Here is a 16,294-nt window from a genome sequence, read left to right as displayed (position 1 = left end):
TTCGATAGAAAATCTCTATCATGCAGCGCTGAACCCGGAAGGCAGCGTCAGGTCACGCGCCACGCCCAGCACCGCCTGCGCCAGCGGCCCCATGGGGGCGCGATCCGACACGATCACGCCGACCCGACTGCCTTCACCCATATCCGGCAAAGGCCATGTCCGCGCCCAACTCAGCCCATCCAGCAGATTGGCATGGCTGTCGGGAATGATCGAGCACAGCCGTCCCTGCTGGACCAGCGCCAGCAGCGCGACATAGGAGTCCGCCGTCACCAGCGGCCGCAGCGCCAGACCCCGTTCAGCCAGCCGCGCGTCTAAAATCCGCCGGTTCTGCATCCCCTGATGCAGCAGGCACAACGGCAACCGCGCCAGATCGGCCCAGTCGATCGGATCAGGAACCGCCACGCCATCCACCGCGCTGACCAGCATCGTCCGCTCGACATAGAGGGGCACCGACAGCGCGTGGGCGGGTGGCTCGAAATCCAGATATGTCAGCCCCGCATCCAGTTCGAATGCCGCCAGTTCGCGCTCGATCTGCCGCGACGTCAGCGCCCGGATCGACACGTTCAACCCCGGATGCCGCGCCAGCATCGCCGCGACCAGGCATCCGATCGCCGGCATCGCCGCCGGGATCGCCCCCAGCCGCAATTCCCCCTTCAACGGCCCGCGCGCCGTTTCCGCCGCCTGCCCCAGCGCCTCGGCCGCCGCCACCAGTTGCCGCGCCCAGGGTAATATCGCCTCGCCCTCGGCCGTCAGCCCGACATATTTGCGGTCGCGCACGATCAGCCGCTTGCCCAGTTGCGTCTCCAGCGCGACGATGCCTGCGGACAGGGTCGGCTGCGACACGTTGCAATGCGCGGCCGCCCGGGCGAAATGGCCTTCGCGCTCCAGCGCCAGGAAATATTCGACAAGCCGCGTCTGCATGAAACTGTTATAATGCAGCCCTGCGCTCCTTGATAGAGGAGAGCTATAACGGGAGGCGCCGATGCGCAAAGGGCCGATTTTGGGCGCCGTGCTGGCCGGCGGACGCGCCAGCCGCTTCGGCAGCGACAAGGCGCTGGCCTTGCTGAATGGCCGGACGCTGCTCGATCATGCCAGAGCCGGCCTTGCACCGCATGTGGCAGAGGTGGTGATCTGTGGCCGCGATGGCGGGCTGGCGGACCGGCCGCATCACGACCTGGGGCCATTGGGCGGCCTCAATGCCGCGTTGCACTACGCACTTGGCCATGGTTTCATCGGCGTGCTGACCACCGGCTGCGACATGCCGCATTATCCCGACGCCCTGCCAGCCGCCTTGATCGGGGACGGCGCCGCAGTGCTCCACGGCCAGCAACTGCTCGGCTGGTGGCCCGCCACGCTCGCGCTCGCACTCGACGCCCATCTCAACGAAGAGAATAGCCGTTCCATCTATGGCTGGCTCGACCGCATCGGCGCGCGCGTGGTGGAGGTGCCGGACCTCATCCTGCCCAATATCAACCGGCCGGAGGATCTGTTGAATCTCTCCTCCTGACTACGTTCGCCCTTAGCCTGTCGAAGGGCCATCTTCCGTTCAACGTCGAAGAACGGGGCTTCGACAGGCTCAGCCCGAACCGATTGAGACGGGATCGTCAAACCGGCAGCGCCACACGCGCCACCATATCCGCCGGCACCTGCGTCCCCGCCACCGCTTCACCGATCAGCAGCAGGGTCGGGTCGTCATCGCTGATCGTCGCCACCAGAAAGGCCAGCGCCGACAGCTTGCCCCGGATCAGCCGCTCATGGGGCAGAGAGACATTGACCGCCACCATCACCGGCGTTTCCGGATCGCGTCCGGCGGCGATCAGATTGCGGCTGATCTCCCCCGCCGCCGCGCGCCCCATATAGATGCCCAGCGTGCTGCCCGCGCCAGCCAGCATGGTCCAGTCCAGCTTCAGCGGTTCGCCCACCTTCAGATGCGCCGTCACCAGCGTCAGCCCCCGCACCACGCCGCGCAAGGTCAGCGATGCGCTGCCGCTGGCCGCCGCCGCGCTGGCCGTAGTGATGCCGGGGCAGATGTGAAAGCGGATGCCATCGGCCGCCAGATGCGCCATCTCCTCCGCCGACCGCCCGAACACCGACGGATCGCCGCCCTTCAGCCGCACGACCCGCTTCCCCGCCTTTGCCGCCGCCAGCAGCAGGTCGTTGATGCTTTCCTGTGCCTTGGAGTGACGGCCGGACCGCTTGCCGACGCTGACCCGTTCGACGCCGGCCGGGATCAGGTCCAGCACGCCCGGCCCGACCAGTGCGTCGTAAAAGACGATCTCCGCCGCCGCGATCAGCTTTTCGGCCTTGCGGGTCAGCAGATCCGGGTCGCCCGGCCCCGCCCCCACCAGCCACACTTCACCGGGCGCGATAAGGTCATTCGGCTGCATGGAGCGTCTCCTGCGTGGTTTGAGCGAGAATGTTGGCGAGTGCGGGACGGCAGGAGCCGCAATTGGTCCCCGCACCGATCGCCTTGCCGATGGCGGCGACGTCGACCAGTTGCTGGTCGCGGATCGCCGCGATGATCTGGTTGAGGCCGATGTCGAAACAGACGCAGATGGTCGCGCCCTTGTCCGGCTGGCTGCCGGGACCACGCGCCGCGAGGACGGAACCACCTACCCCCTCGGCCTCCAGTTGCCGGATCAACCAGTCGCGCGACGGCAGCAAACCCGTGCGCGTCATGAACAGCACGCCATTCAACCGGCCGTCGCTGATGGTGGCGACACGCCGGGTGCCGCGAGAGGCGTCGATGGCCTCGACCCGGTCGCCCTTCGGCAGGAAAGCGTCGATCCGCCCCGGATCGCCATTGCCCGCAATCTCATAGAGTACGCCGCCCGGCACGCTGATCTTCGTCGCCCACAGGCAGGGCAGCTTCACCGGCTGGTCCCCGCGCAGGATCAGGAAACCCTTCCACGCGGTCGCGACCTTTTCGACGCTGGCCGGGGTGGATTTGAAACCGGGCTGGCCCGAATGGGGATCGACCAGCGGACGGGGCAACAGGCCGGTGCGGCCACCGCTTGCTTGTCGGTCGGTCCAGTGGATCGGCGTGAAAATCTCGCCCGGACGCTGGCCATTGCTCAACGCCACGCGGAAAATACTGTTGCCCTGGGCGGTCTGTACCCGTGCCAGGTCACGCTCGACAATGCCCAGGTCAGCGGCATCTTCCGGGTGGATTTCCACCAGCGGCTCTTCCCGATGGCGGGCCAGCTTGGGCGACAAGCCGGTCCGGCTCATCGTGTGCCACTGGTCGCGATAGCGCCCGGTGTTGAGCGTCATCGGCCATTGTTTCAGGGGGGCCTGAATCTCCATCTGCCTGGTCAGCACCAGCCGGGCCTTGCCGTCCGGCGTGGAGAATGTGCCATCGGCATAGGGCTTTTCTCCACCCCAGCGGAACGGCTCCATCGCGTCATAGGCGTCATTGCCGATCGCGGCCTGCGCGCGCAGGTTCAGCACCCGTTGCCCGTCATTCTGATAGGCTGTCAGGCGGGCATGTTCGCGCCAGATATCGGCGGGCCGGTCATAGGCGAAGGCGTTGCGCCACCCCATGCGGCGGCCGACCTCCTTGACGATCCACCAGTCGGGCCTTGCTTCGCCAGGCAATGCCATGAAGGGGCGCTGGCGGCTGACGGTGCGGTCCGAATTGGTGACCGTACCATCCTTCTCCCCCCAGCCGGCGGCGGGCAGGCGGACATGGGCATGGGTAGAACTGTCGGTATCGGCCATGATGTCCGACACGACGAGGAAAGGGATCGCCTCCAGCGCCTCTCGCACACGGCCTGCATCGGGCAACGACACAGCCGGGTTGGTCGCCATGATCCACAGCGCCTTGATCCGCCCCTCATTGATCGCCCGGAACAAGTCGACAGCCTTCAGCCCCGGCTTGGTCGCCATGGTCGGCGCGGCCCAGAAACGGCCGACCCGCGCCACATTGTCCGGGGCAAAATCCATATGCGCGGCGAGCGTCGAGGCCAGTCCGCCGACCTCGCGCCCGCCCATGGCGTTGGGCTGGCCGGTGATGGAGAAGGGCGCCGCCCCCGGCTTGCCGATGCGACCGGTCGCCAGATGAACGTTGATGATCGCATTGACCTGATCGGTGCCGCGGATCGACTGGTTGATGCCCTGGCTGAACATGGTGACGGTGCGCGGGGTGGCGGCGAACAGCCGGAAGAACTGCTCCAGCACAGCGGGCGCGATGTCGCATGTCTTGGCTGTCGTCCACAGGTCGTGGCCGGCGCGGATATGCTCCCAGAAACCTTCGGGCGCGTTCAGATGGTCGGCGATATAAGCGGGATCGGTCACCCCTTCCTGATCGCACCACGCCAAAAGGCCGTTCATCAGCGCAACGTCCGTGCCCGGCTTCAGCGCCAGATGCAGGTCCGCTCCTTCGCAGGTTTCGGTCCGGCGCGGATCGATCACCACCAGCTTCGTACCGCGCGCGGCGCGGGCCGCCTGTATGCGCTGATAGACGATCGGGTGGCACCATGCGGTGTTGGACCCCACCAGCACGATCAGGTCCGCTTCCTCCAGATCGTCATAGGTGGCGGGCACTATGTCCTCGCCGAACGCCCGATTATGCCCGGCGACCGCGCTCGACATGCAGAGGCGGCTATTGGTGTCGATGTTCGCCGAACCGATGAAGCCTTTCATCAGCTTGTTGGCGACATAATAATCCTCGGTCATCAACTGGCCGGAAACGTAGAAGGCGACGCTGTCCGGGCCGTACCGCGCAACGGTTTCGCGAAATTTCTTCGCGACCAGATCCAGCGCCTTGTCCCAGCTAGCCCGCTTGCTGCCGATCATGGGCGCAAGCAGGCGACCGGTCAGGCCCACAGTCTCGCCCAGATGCGTGCCCTTGGAACAAAGCCGCCCGCCATTGGCAGGATGCGCCTCGTCCCCCTTGATGACGACCGAGCGTGGCCCGGTCGGCGTGGCCGATATGCCGCAGCCGACGCCGCAATAGGCGCAGGTGGTGCGGATGGCCTCTTCCATCAGGCAGCCGCCTTCAGCGCCGCAGGCCGAGCGATCAGGATACGGCCGCCCTCCTGCCGGACCTCTATGGTCGGCGTGCAGCCTTCGTCATTGCCCTGCGCCTCGCCCGTTTTCAGGGCGATGTTCCAGTTGTGCAGCGGGCAGGCGACGCTGTGGCCATGGACGATCCCCTGGCTGAGTGGCCCCTTCTTGTGCGGACATTCATTGACCAGCGCGAACAGTTGATCGTCGCCGGTGCGGAATATGGCGATTTCCTTTTCACCCTCGATCTGCACAGTTCTTGCGCCACGCTGGGGAATGTCGGCCAGCGTTCCGATGTCGATCCATGTGGTCATGATCTTACTCCGCAGCGATGGCGATAGGGGCGAGCGGCTGATGCAACTCGGCATGCTGGCCGGCGGCGCGTTCGGCCCACGGGTCGTCCTGGCTGAAGCTTTGCGAATAGAGGAACCGGGCGCGCAGCGCCTCGCGACCCGCCTCATCCTCCACGATCCGCTGCTTGATATAGTCCACGCCGACCCGCTCGATCCACGGCGCGGTGCGCTCCAGATAGCGGGCTTCTTCGCGATAGAGCTGGGTAAAGGCGGCGCAGTAATCCATCGCCTCCTGCTCGGTCGCGACCTTGCACAGGAAATCGGTGGCGCGGACATGGATGCCGCCATTGCCGCCGACATGCAGTTCGTAACCGCTATCTACGCACACAACGCCGAAATCCTTGATCGTCGCTTCCGCGCAGTTGCGGGGGCAGCCCGACACCGCGATCTTGAACTTGTGGGGCATCCACGACCCCCAGGTCATCCGCTCGATCCTGACGCCAAGGCCGGTCGAATCCTGCGTGCCGAAGCGGCACCATTCGGACCCGACGCACGTCTTCACCGTGCGCAGCGACTTGCCATAGGCATGGCCCGAAACCATGCCGGCGGCGTTGAGGTCGGCCCAGACGGCGGGCAGATCTTCCTTCCTGATGCCGAAAATGTCGAGACGCTGGCCGCCCGTCACCTTCACCATCGGCGCGTTGAATTTCTCGACCACATCGGCGATCGCGCGCAGTTCGCGCGGGTTGGTCAGGCCACCCCACATGCGCGGCACCACCGAATACGTACCGTCCTTCTGGATGTTTGCGTGCATGCGTTCGTTGACGAAGCGGCTCTGCTGATCGTCCTGATATTCACCCGGCAGCGCGCAGAGCAGATAGTAATTGAGCGCGGGACGACAGGAAGAGCAACCGTCCGGCGTCGACCAGTGCAGCCGCTGCATCACCTCCGGGATGGAGCGCATATTCTGCGCCACGATTTCCCGACGGACATCGTCATGGGTGAAGCTGGTGCATTTGCACATCGTCTTCGGACCGGACGCCACATCGTCACCCAGCGTCAGCGCTAGCAGATTCTCGACCAGGCCGGTGCATTGGCCACAGCTTGCCGATGCCTTGCACGACCCGCGCACCGCATCTAGGCTGCAATTGCCCGCTGATATGCAGGCGACGACCTGACCCTTGCTGACGCCGTTGCAGCCGCAAATCTCGGCATCGTCCGAGAGCGCCGCAACGGCCGCCTTAGGGTCCAGCGCGCCCCCTCCCTGGGCGAAGGCCTGACCAAAGATCAGAAGGTCGCGAATGTCCGCGACATCCTCGCCCTTCCTGAGCAAATCGAAATACCAGCCACCATCGACGGTATCGCCATAGAGCACCGCGCCCACGACCTTGTCTTCCCTGACCACGACACGCTTGTAGACGCCGCGCGATGCGTCGCGCAGGACGATATCCTCGCAGCCTTCACCACCCGAAAAATCACCGGCGGAAAAGACGTCCAGCCCCGCGACCTTCAGCTTGGTCGAAGTCACCGAACCTTTATAGCCCGTATGCTGATCGGTCAGGCCATCGGCCAGACTGCGGCACATGTCCCACAGCGGCGCGACAAGGCCATAGACATTGCCGTCATGTTCCACACATTCGCCGACCGCCAGCACATCGGGATCGCTCGTCACCATATGGTCGTCGACCTTGATGCCGCGATTGACCTCCAGCCCGGCTTCACGCGCCAGCGCGGTCGACGGGCGGATGCCCACCGCCATGACGACCAGACTGGCCGGGATTTCGGTGCCGTCCTTCAACCGGACGCCCTCGACCTTGCCGTCGCCATAAATGGCTTCGGTGTTGGCGCCGGTCAGGATCGTCTGGCCACGCCCTTCCAGCGCACTCTTCAGCAGCCAGCCGGCCGCCTCGTCCAGTTGCCGCTCCATCAGCGTGTCCATCAGGTGAATGACCGTCACCTTCATGCCGCGCAGCGTCAGGCCATGTGCCGCTTCCAGCCCCAGCAGACCACCGCCGATCACGACAGCCGCGCCACCCCCCAAAGCCTTGCCCGCCTGGGCAGCCGCCAGCATGGTGTCGACATCCTTCATGTCGCGAAAGCTGATGACGCCCGGCAGATCCTTCCCCGGCACCGGGATGATGAACGGATCGGAGCCGGTGGCGATCAGCAGCTTGTCATAATGCACGCTGCGGCCGCTCTGCGCCGTCACCCGCTTGGCCGTCCGGTCGATCGCCGTCACCGGATCGCCGGCGACCAGTTCGATGCCATTGTCGTCATACCAGGCGCGGTCGTTGATGACGATCTGCTCGAACGTCTTCTCCCCCGCCAGGACCGGCGAGAGCATGATGCGGTTGTAATTCACATAGGGTTCCGCGCCGAAGATGGTGATGCGATAGCGCCCCTGCCCATTTACCGGCCTATCCCGCGCCAGCAGTTCCTCGACCGCGCGGCACCCGGCCATGCCGTTGCCCACGACCACCAGATGCTCGCGCACATCGTCGGTCGGTACGAGGATATCGTCCTCGCAATCCGTCACCGCGCCCGTCCCGATCTGAAATTCCATCCCCGTGCCTTTCAGAAACCAAAAAAGCCGCCATCCTGACCCCCGGTGAGAACCGAGAGTCAGGATGGCGGCTTTGCCATCATATCGCGCCTTGACCGTTCTACCCTGAACCGTCGCGGCTATGTGAACAGGACATCCTTGTCCCTTGCAGTGCAGCATATGGGGAATCGCCCGATCACTCAAGCGATTCCTCTCATGCTTTTTCAATCAGATGGACCAGTCCGCCTGCACCCAGATCTTGTCCGTATCACGCGCCATCGCCTTGGCGTCATAATGGGCGTAGCGCAGCGACAGCGCGGTCTTCCCCATCTTCGCGGATGCGAGAAGGTCGATCTCGTCGCCATAATGCTGGTCCAGCCGGTCGCTCTCGAACCGGTGCCACGTCGCCGCCAGCGCCAAGCCCGTCAGCGGACCCATCTGCTTCCAGCCATAGCCACCCCCGACATACAGGTCGCGGATGCCATTCGCCGGCGTCGTCAGGAACTTGTCGGCCCAGCCCTGAAACTTGAAATTGGTGCCGAGCGGCGTCTGAAAGCTGGTGAAGGGGGTTCCGGCAGTTGGGCCGCTGCTGGCGCCCAACACCTCATAACCGCCATTCAACTTCCATCCGCGCACATCCAGCGTGGCGTCCGCCAGCCAGTAATCCGCCCCATAATCATTGGGATTGCGGTGATAATCGGACTGGCGCGCATAGCTGAGCTGGTAGCTGATCTTCGCCGCCTTCGACAAAGACCGCGCCCCTGCCAGCCGTACGCCATAGGTCTGGCTCGACAGGCGAAACGCCTGCACCGCCGCCTCATCCTGATCCACCAGATAGGCAAAGCCGGTCAGCGTCCCGACGGGCGTGGCATAGGACAGGTTGGCCAGGATATTGTCGCCACTCACCGCCTGCTGGCGCGCGCCCTTGCCCTGAAATCCCCAGATGGTCCGCGCGCTCCAGGCATAGGCGACGTCCAGTTTCAGTCCCTTGGCCGGGGTCACTTCCGCCCGCACCGCGTCGAACGTCTGCGCGTTGTCGCGAAAGGCGACATTGCCCACGAACCGCTCGTCATCCAGCACGATCTTCTGCCGCCCGGCGGTCAAGGTCAACGCCTTGGCCTTATATTGCAGCTGCGCGATATAGAGTGCGATATTCTGCGGATCGGCGACGATCGGCCGGGTCGCGGTGCCGTTCAGCCCGTCATGATAATCGTCACCGATCGCCAGCGTCCCCTGCCCCACGATCGTCGCCGACAGCGCGCCGCTGCTGGCGGTCAGGCCAGCGCGGGCACGTACGGTCAGCGCGTCGGCCTTCTCCTGCGCCAGCCCGTCCTGATCGACATGCTCATAGCGCAGCCGGGCTTCGGCGACGGGTTTCAGGCTGATGGTCTGGGCACAAGCCGGCCCCGCGACGGCCAGCACGGCCGCCGATGCGAATACTATCTTCATGAGAAATCGTCCCCCCTCGGACGAATTGGAGCATCGGGCCTGGAATAAGATCCGTTCGCCCTGAGTCTGTCGAAGGGCTGCTCTGTCTTCATGCCGTCAGGCTCAGCCCGAACGACATGGATGCGGAAATGGGGCGGCGGTCCGACTGCTTATGGCATCGCTGATGTGGAAAACCGGTTCCCACTTTTCCACGCGATGCTTGACCGGCCGCCGCCCTCCTCCCCAACCCTCAGATGCGCGCGCCGCTGGTCCAGGTGGCGCGCCATTTGGCCTTCACCGCTGTCAGCCCCACCAGCGCCACCAGCGCAAGGCCCGCGAAGATCAGGAAGCCCGGCGCAAAGCTGCCGGTCATCTGCTTGGCCAGACCCAGCGAACTGGCAAGGTAGAAGCCGCCAACGCCGCCAGCCATCCCGACCAGCCCCGTCATCACGCCGATCTCCGCCTGGAACCGCTGCGGCACCAGTTGGAACACCGATCCATTGCCCGTGCCCAGCGCCAGCATCGCCAGCACGAAGAAGCCCAGCGCCCCGACCAGCGTCGTCGCATAGGATACGCCCGCCAGCGCCACCGCGGCCACGGCCAGCACCATGGTCAGCGTCTTCACGCCGCCGATCCTGTCTGCCAGAGCGCCACCCATCGGCCGCACCAGCGACCCGGCGAACACGCAGCCGGCGGTGCAATAGCCCGCGATGATCGGCGTCAGGCCAAACTGGTCGGTGAAATAGATGGGCAGGCTGGCGGCCAGCCCCACGAACCCGCCGAACGTCACGGAATACAGCCCCATCAGCCACCAGGCGTCGCCCTGCTTCAGCGGCTCGAAATAGTCGATCATCTTCTTGGCCGGCGGCGCGCCCGGCGCATCCTTCGCCATCAGCATATAGGCGACGAACACGATGCTGAGCGGAATGCAGGCCAGTCCCAGCACCGCATTCCAGCCGAACAGCTTCGCCAGCATCGGCGCAAAGAGCGAAGCCAGCACCGTGCCGCTATTGCCCATGCCGGCAAGGCCCATCGCCTTGCCCTGATGCTCGGCCGGATACCAGCGGCTCGCCAGCGGCAGCGCGATGGCGAAACTGGCGCCGGCAAAGCCCAGGATCACGCCCAGCGCCAGCGTCCCGCCAAAGCTGTTGACCCCCATCGCCCAGGCCGTGAACAGGCCGACGATCACGATGATCTGGCTGATCGCGCCCGACCGCTTCGGTCCGATCCGGTCGACCAGCAGGCCGTTGACCACGCGCAGCAGAGCGCCGGCCAGCGTGGGCGTCGCGACCATCAGCCCCTTTTCGGCCGGGGTCAGCATCAGCGTCTTGGAAATCATTGGGGCCAGCGGCCCCAGCAGCACCCACACCATGAAGGCAAGGTCGAAATAAAGAAAGGCGGCGATCAAGGTCGGCGTGTGACCGGCCTTCCAGAAGCTGGTCGCGGACGCGGGCACTTCGGCCTCCTGTCCTTCACGATCCCAATAAGCGGTTGCCATGCTACGTCCCCCAATAGATGGAAAATGGACACGAAAAAAGCCGCAGGCCGGACGTTACCCAATCGGTAAGTCCGGTCAGCGGCTTTGCTGCGAAATATGGTGAGGACGGCAATCCCACCCTTGGGACAGCGCATCCATGTCAGCGCGCTTCGATGCGCGACTCCATGATCATCCTGCAAGATGCGTCATGTTGCAAGGCACAAATTCAGGGGGCGAGTATCTTCCCTCCCGCCGTTCGCCCTGAGCCTGCCGAAGGGCCGCACTTTCTTCTTATCTTGCAAGGAGAAAGGCCGCCGCGTCTTCGACGGACTCCGCCGGCACGGATTTTTTTGGAGAAGCGATTATCCGCGCCGTTCACCGCCCCGGCACGAACCCCGCCAAAAATTCCTCGATCCGTTCAGGATCGAACACCCGACCGTCGAAGAAGCGGTCCGGCCCCAGCGTCAGTTCCCCACGGCGCGATCCCACCGCCAGTGGCAGGTCCATCGCCCCTTCCAGCTTCATGCTCGCACCCGGCATGGGGACATCGCTGTTCGCCAGCGCCCGGCGATAGATGTCCGGCCGGAACACCCCGCCCGCCTTCGCCACGGTCGCCGCGTCATGATCGACCATGCCCCAGCGCACCAGTTGCGAATAGATCCACAGCGCCTGACTGCGCCACGGGAAGGATGTCGCCTCGCGCCAAAAAAGCATGAAATCGGGATTGTCGATCGCGGCCTCCCCCGCCCGCGCCACGATCTGCCCGTTCAGCGCCCGCCCGATCAGGTCGGCCGGCTGGTCGACATGGCGCGGATCGGCCAGCAGGTCCGCCAGCGTCCCGTGATTGGCCGGATCGTCGCACCAGTCCGCCGCCCGCGCCAGCGCGCGCAGCAGCCGGTCCACCGTTTCGGGATTTTCCTCCAGCCAGCTTTCACGGAAGGCCAGCACCTTCTCCACCCCGCGCCGCCAGATCCGCTCGCCGATCGCCACCGTCTCGGCCAGCCCCGCCTCGACCGCTGCGCTGCCCCAGGGTTCGCCGGCGATGAAGCCGTCAATCTCGCCCGCGCGCATCGCCTCGACCGTCAGCGACGGCGGCAGCACGCGCAGCACCACATCCTTGTCCGGGTCCACCCCCGCACTCGCCAGCCAGTACCGCAGCATCAGGCTATGGCTGGAAAAACGATGCACCACGCCGATCACCGGCTTGCGCCGCCACAGCCCGATCGCCGCGGCAAAATCATGCGCCGTGCCCAGCGGATCGGCCAGCCGCGCCGCGACGTCCGGCTCCAGCGCTTTGGCGAAATCGCTCGCCATCACCAGCATATTGCCGTTGACGCCCAGCTTATAGGGCGCGGCCAGCGCGGCCGGCTGCTGGCTCAGCCCCAGCGTCACCGCCACTGCCAGCGGCGCCAGCATCTGCGCCGCATGGACCTGCCCATAGACCAGCCGGTCGCGCAAAGTCGCCCAGCTCGTCGTGCGGATGAGGTCCAGCCGCAGCCCCTCCTCCTCGGCAAAGCCGCGCGCCTGCGCCGCCACCAGCACGGCCGCATCGGTCAGCGGCAGGAAGGCGATCTTCAGTTCGGTCGTCATAGCCCCCCTCCCAGCAGGTCGCTGGCAGTAATCAGCGCCTGCGCCACCTCCACGATCTTCTTGCCCTGGTTCATCGCGCTCGACCGCAACAGCGCATAGGCATCCTGCTCGCTCAACGACCGCTGGTTCATCAGGATCGACTTGGCCCGGTCGATGATCTTGCGGTCGGACAGCGCCGTACGCGCCTCGTCCAGTTCACCCTGTATCTTGGCAAAGGCATTGAAGCGCCGCACCGCCAGTTCCAGCACTGGCTTCACCCGCTCCTTGCGCAGGCCATCGACGACATAGGCGGACACGCCCGCGTCGATCGCCGCGCCGATCATCGCCTCGTCGGACTGATCGACGAACATGGCAATCGGCTTGGCCAGCGCCCGGCTGACGATCAGCATTTCCTCCAGCGTGTCGCGGCTGGGACTGCCAAGGTCCATCAGCACCACGTCCGGCGCCATCCGCTCCAGCCGCGCGACGAACGCGCCACGCGGGGGCACGATATGGATATCGTCATAACCGGCTTCGCGCAGCCCCTCCTCCAGGACGGTCGCCCGCAACCCGCTGTCGTCGATGATGACGATTCGCATCTACCCTTGCCTCTTTTGCCCCGTGAGTGACGCCAATGCTGCGCCGCGTCAATCGCGAGACGGAAAGAGGAAGGGCGGGTATGGGTGGGTTTCAATCATCCCCCCTCCCGCAAGCGAAAGGGGAATGGTAGGAAATGGCTGACACTTGCCTCTTTTCCCTCCCCTGCTTACGATACCACCTCACCCCGGACCCAAAAGGATCGCCCCCATGGACATCGCCCTGACCGCACAGCCCACCTGCTCTGCCTTCAGGGAAATATTCGTCCATGCCTGCCATCATTCTCTCGCAACTCGGCTGGTCCGCGCCTGACGGAACCGCCGTCCTTTCCGGCCTCGACTTCCGCTTTACCTCCGAGCGCATCGGCCTGATCGGCCGCAACGGCGTCGGCAAATCGACCCTGCTCGCCCTGATCGCCGGCGACCTGCGCCCGGCAAGCGGTGAAATCCGTATCGACGGTAGAATCGCCACGCTGCGCCAGACACTGGAACCGGCGCCCGGCGACACACTCGCCGACCTGTTCGACGCGCGCGCCGCCCTGACCCTGCTCGACAAGGCAGAGGCGGGCGAGGCGACCATGGACGAACTGGATGCCTGCGACTGGACCCTGCCCGGCCGCCTTGCCGATGCGCTGGCGGAGGTCGGCCTCACCGCCGACCCGCCGACCCCGCTCGCCAGCCTGTCGGGCGGCCAGCAGACCCGCGCGGCGCTGGCGGCGACGATCTTCGCCCGTCCCGACTGGCTGCTGCTGGACGAACCGACCAATCATCTGGATGCCGAAGGGCGCGACGCGCTGGCCGCGCTGCTCCGCCGCTGGCGTGGTGGCGCGATCATCGTCAGCCATGACCGTGGCCTGCTGGAGCAGGTGGACGCGATCGCCGAACTGACCAGCCTCGGCATCGCCCGCCATGGCGGCAACTGGTCGAGCTGGCGCGCGCGCAAGGATATCGAACTGGCCGCCGCCCATCACGCGCTCGACCATGCCGAGCGGCAGGCGTCCGACATCGCCCGCAAGACCCAGGTCACGACCGAACGACAGCAGCGCCGCGACGGCGCGGGCGCGCGCCAGGCGGCAAAGGGTGGCATGCCCCGCATCCTGCTGGGCCGGCGCAAGCAGCAGGCGGAACGATCGAGCGGCGACGCCGCCCGCCGCGCGCAGCAACAGGGGCTTGAGGCACAGGCTGCCATCGCCGACGCGCGCGCGCAGATCGAAATCCTCGCCCCGCTCACAGTCACCCTGCCCTCGGCCGATGTCCCGCCGGGGCGTATCCTCCTGACTCTCGACGCGGTAACAGCCGGTCATGATCCGGCCCATCCGCCACTGCGCGACCTCAGCCTGACCATCGCCGGACCGGAACGGATCGCGATCACCGGTCCCAATGGCTCCGGCAAATCGACACTGCTGCATCTGATCGCGGGCCATCTCGCCCCGCTGGCAGGCCAGGTCCACCGCCCCGCCGCCAGCGCCCTGCTCGACCAGCATGCCAGCCTGCTCGATCCGACCGCCAGCATCGCGGACAATTTCGCCCGGCTGCATCCCGGCGCCACCCGCAACGCCATCCATGCCGCGCTCGCCCGTTTCCGCTTCCGCGCGGACCTTGCGTTGCAACGGGTGGAGAACCTGAGCGGCGGGCAGCGACTACGCGCCGCCCTCGCCTGCGTGCTCGGCGGAGAGGCGCTGCCCCCGCTCCTGCTGCTGGACGAGCCGACCAACCATCTCGACATCGACTCCATAGCAGCGGTCGAACAGGGACTTGCCGCCTATGACGGCGCGCTGGTCGTGGTCAGCCACGACCCCGCCTTCCTCGATGCGATCGGCATCACCCGCCGGATCAGCCTGCCTTAATGTGCCGACGACGTATCGACATTGGCGCGCGGCTTGGGCGCGATCCACACGATCACGGCCGCAGCAAACAGGATGATCGCCGACAGGAAGAAGACATGGTCGACCGCCATGACGATCGCCTCCTGCTCGACCAGGTTGGAAATGGTCTGCCGCGCCTTCTCGGCGGAAAAGCCGAGGCTCGACAGCACCGACTGGGTCTGGTCGGGTTGCAGCACATTGGCCATGTCGCTGCGCGACACGCGCTGGCTGTCGCCCCAGCTTGTCAGCACCAAAGACGTCGCGATCGCGGTCGCCATCGTCCGCACGAAATTCTGGAGGCCCGCCGCCGACGCCGTCTCCTCCGGCCGCACCGACCCCAGCGTCAGCGTCGTCAGCGGAATGAAGAAGAAGGGCAGCGCAAAGCCCTGCACGAATTGCGGGATCGCCATCGTGTAGAAATCGACGCCGCTGGTCCAGTGCGCCCGCCACAGCGACATGATGCCGATCCACGCCACCGCACCCGAAATCATCAGTCGCACATCCACCCGCGACAGCAGGTACCCGGCGATCGGCGCTGTAAACAGCGCCGCCATCGCCGTCAACGCAGTGACGATGCCCGCCAGCGTCGCGGTATAGCCCATCGACATCTGCAACCATTGCGGGATGACGACGATGCTCGCAAAATAGGAGCCAAAGCAAAGCGACATGGTGAACAGGCCGGAACTGAAACCGACATGGCGGAACACGCGCAGGTCCACGACCGGATGCTCTTCGGTCAGCTCCCATATGACGAAGGCGACGAAACCGATGATCGCCAGCAACGCCAGCCCCAGGATCAACGGATCGGCGAACCAGTCATGGTCGCGGCCGATATCCAGCATCACCTGCAAGCAGCCGATCCAGAAGACCAGCAGGAACAGGCCCATCTTGTCGATCGGCACATTGGCGGTTTCCGTCTCCACCGGCTTCAACAGCGCCTGCGCCGCCAAAATGCACATCACCGCGATCGGCAGGTTGATGAAGAAAATCCAGTGCCAGCTCCAGTTGTCGCTGATATAACCACCCACGATCGGCCCTAATGCCGGCCCCATCAGCGTGGTCATCGCCCACATGCCCATGGCCCGCCCGCGCATTTCCGGCGGAAAGATGCGCATCAACAGCGTCTGCGACATCGGCATGATCGGCCCGCCGCAAATACCCTGGCCAATGCGGCAGGCGACCAGCATGCCCAGCGTCGAAGACAGGCCGCACAGCACCGAAAACAGGCCGAAGCCGATCATCGCCCAGGTGAACATGCGCACCACGCCGAACCGCTGCGCCAGCCACCCGGTCAGCGGCACGCAGATCGCCTCCGCCACCGCATAGGATGTGATGATCCAGGTGCCCTGATCCGGGGCGATGCCCAGATTCCCGGCAATGTGCGGGACCGATACGTTGGCGATCGTCAGGTCGAGCACGACCATCAGGTTGCTCATGGCCAGAACAAGTCCGGCCAGCATCCGACTTCGCGGGGAGAGCCGCGAAAAAATATCGTCGTCGCCGCTCATGATCCGTGC

Annotated in this window: 12 protein-coding genes; 2 read left to right on the top strand and 10 right to left on the bottom strand. The window is 65.5% G+C overall.

The features are described 5' to 3' along the window. Positions 1-18: 18 nt before the first annotated feature. Positions 19-921, bottom strand: coding sequence for a LysR family transcriptional regulator (locus ASE85_RS10025; protein WP_056687387.1), 903 nt, complete (start codon positions 919-921; stop codon positions 19-21). A 61-nt stretch (positions 922-982) separates the two neighbouring features. Here ASE85_RS10025 and mobA point away from each other — a divergent pair, with 61 nt between their 5' ends. Next, positions 983-1,507, top strand: coding sequence for a molybdenum cofactor guanylyltransferase (mobA, locus tag ASE85_RS10020; protein ID WP_056687385.1), 525 nt, complete (start codon positions 983-985; stop codon positions 1,505-1,507). A 97-nt stretch (positions 1,508-1,604) separates the two neighbouring features. On the opposite strand, the gene cobA is transcribed toward mobA, so the two are convergent. The 8 genes from cobA to ASE85_RS09980 form a co-directional block, all read right to left on the bottom strand. Next, the gene (gene cobA / locus ASE85_RS10015; RefSeq protein ID WP_056687383.1) at positions 1,605-2,387 is read right to left on the bottom strand and encodes a uroporphyrinogen-III C-methyltransferase; all 783 of its coding nucleotides are present in this window, start codon (positions 2,385-2,387) and stop codon (positions 1,605-1,607) included. Next, positions 2,374-4,986, bottom strand: coding sequence for a nitrate reductase (locus ASE85_RS10010; protein WP_056687382.1), 2,613 nt, complete (start codon positions 4,984-4,986; stop codon positions 2,374-2,376). Before ASE85_RS10010 ends, cobA begins: the two co-directional genes overlap by 14 nt. Beyond that, positions 4,986-5,321: a nitrite reductase small subunit NirD gene (gene nirD / locus ASE85_RS10005; RefSeq protein WP_056687379.1), complete on the bottom strand. Its 336-nt coding sequence runs from the start codon at positions 5,319-5,321 to the stop codon at positions 4,986-4,988. Before nirD ends, ASE85_RS10010 begins: the two co-directional genes overlap by 1 nt. A gap of 4 nt (positions 5,322-5,325) precedes the next feature. After that, entirely contained in the window at positions 5,326-7,863 is a 2,538-nt protein-coding gene (gene nirB, locus ASE85_RS10000) for a nitrite reductase large subunit NirB (RefSeq protein ID WP_056687377.1), read from the bottom strand. A gap of 207 nt (positions 7,864-8,070) precedes the next feature. Beyond that, the gene (locus ASE85_RS09995) at positions 8,071-9,291 is read right to left on the bottom strand and encodes a hypothetical protein (RefSeq protein ID WP_056687375.1); all 1,221 of its coding nucleotides are present in this window, start codon (positions 9,289-9,291) and stop codon (positions 8,071-8,073) included. A 229-nt stretch (positions 9,292-9,520) separates the two neighbouring features. Then, positions 9,521-10,768 (bottom strand): nitrate/nitrite transporter, encoded by a 1,248-nt coding sequence (locus tag ASE85_RS09990; RefSeq protein WP_056687373.1) that lies wholly within the window; start codon positions 10,766-10,768, stop codon positions 9,521-9,523. Positions 10,769-11,122: 354 nt separating this feature from the next. Further along, complete coding sequence (locus tag ASE85_RS09985) at positions 11,123-12,337, bottom strand: CmpA/NrtA family ABC transporter substrate-binding protein (protein ID WP_056687371.1); 1,215 nt, start codon at positions 12,335-12,337, stop codon at positions 11,123-11,125. Next, on the bottom strand, positions 12,334-12,915 hold the full coding sequence (locus tag ASE85_RS09980) for an ANTAR domain-containing response regulator (protein WP_056687369.1): 582 nt from the start codon (positions 12,913-12,915) through the stop codon (positions 12,334-12,336). The genes ASE85_RS09985 and ASE85_RS09980 overlap by 4 nt, the downstream gene beginning before the upstream one ends. Before the next feature lie 266 nt (positions 12,916-13,181). Here ASE85_RS09980 and ASE85_RS09975 point away from each other — a divergent pair, with 266 nt between their 5' ends. Beyond that, on the top strand, positions 13,182-14,759 hold the full coding sequence (locus tag ASE85_RS09975; protein WP_056687367.1) for an ABC-F family ATP-binding cassette domain-containing protein: 1,578 nt from the start codon (positions 13,182-13,184) through the stop codon (positions 14,757-14,759). On the opposite strand, the gene ASE85_RS09970 is transcribed toward ASE85_RS09975, so the two are convergent. After that, positions 14,756-16,285: a DHA2 family efflux MFS transporter permease subunit gene (locus ASE85_RS09970; protein ID WP_056687365.1), complete on the bottom strand. Its 1,530-nt coding sequence runs from the start codon at positions 16,283-16,285 to the stop codon at positions 14,756-14,758. The genes ASE85_RS09975 and ASE85_RS09970 overlap by 4 nt on opposite strands. Between the last annotated feature and the right edge of the window lie 9 nt (positions 16,286-16,294).

This window comes from Sphingobium sp. Leaf26, assembly GCF_001421665.1.
Lineage (GTDB): Bacteria > Pseudomonadota > Alphaproteobacteria > Sphingomonadales > Sphingomonadaceae > Sphingobium.
This window is presented reverse-complemented; position numbering and strand designations above follow the sequence as displayed.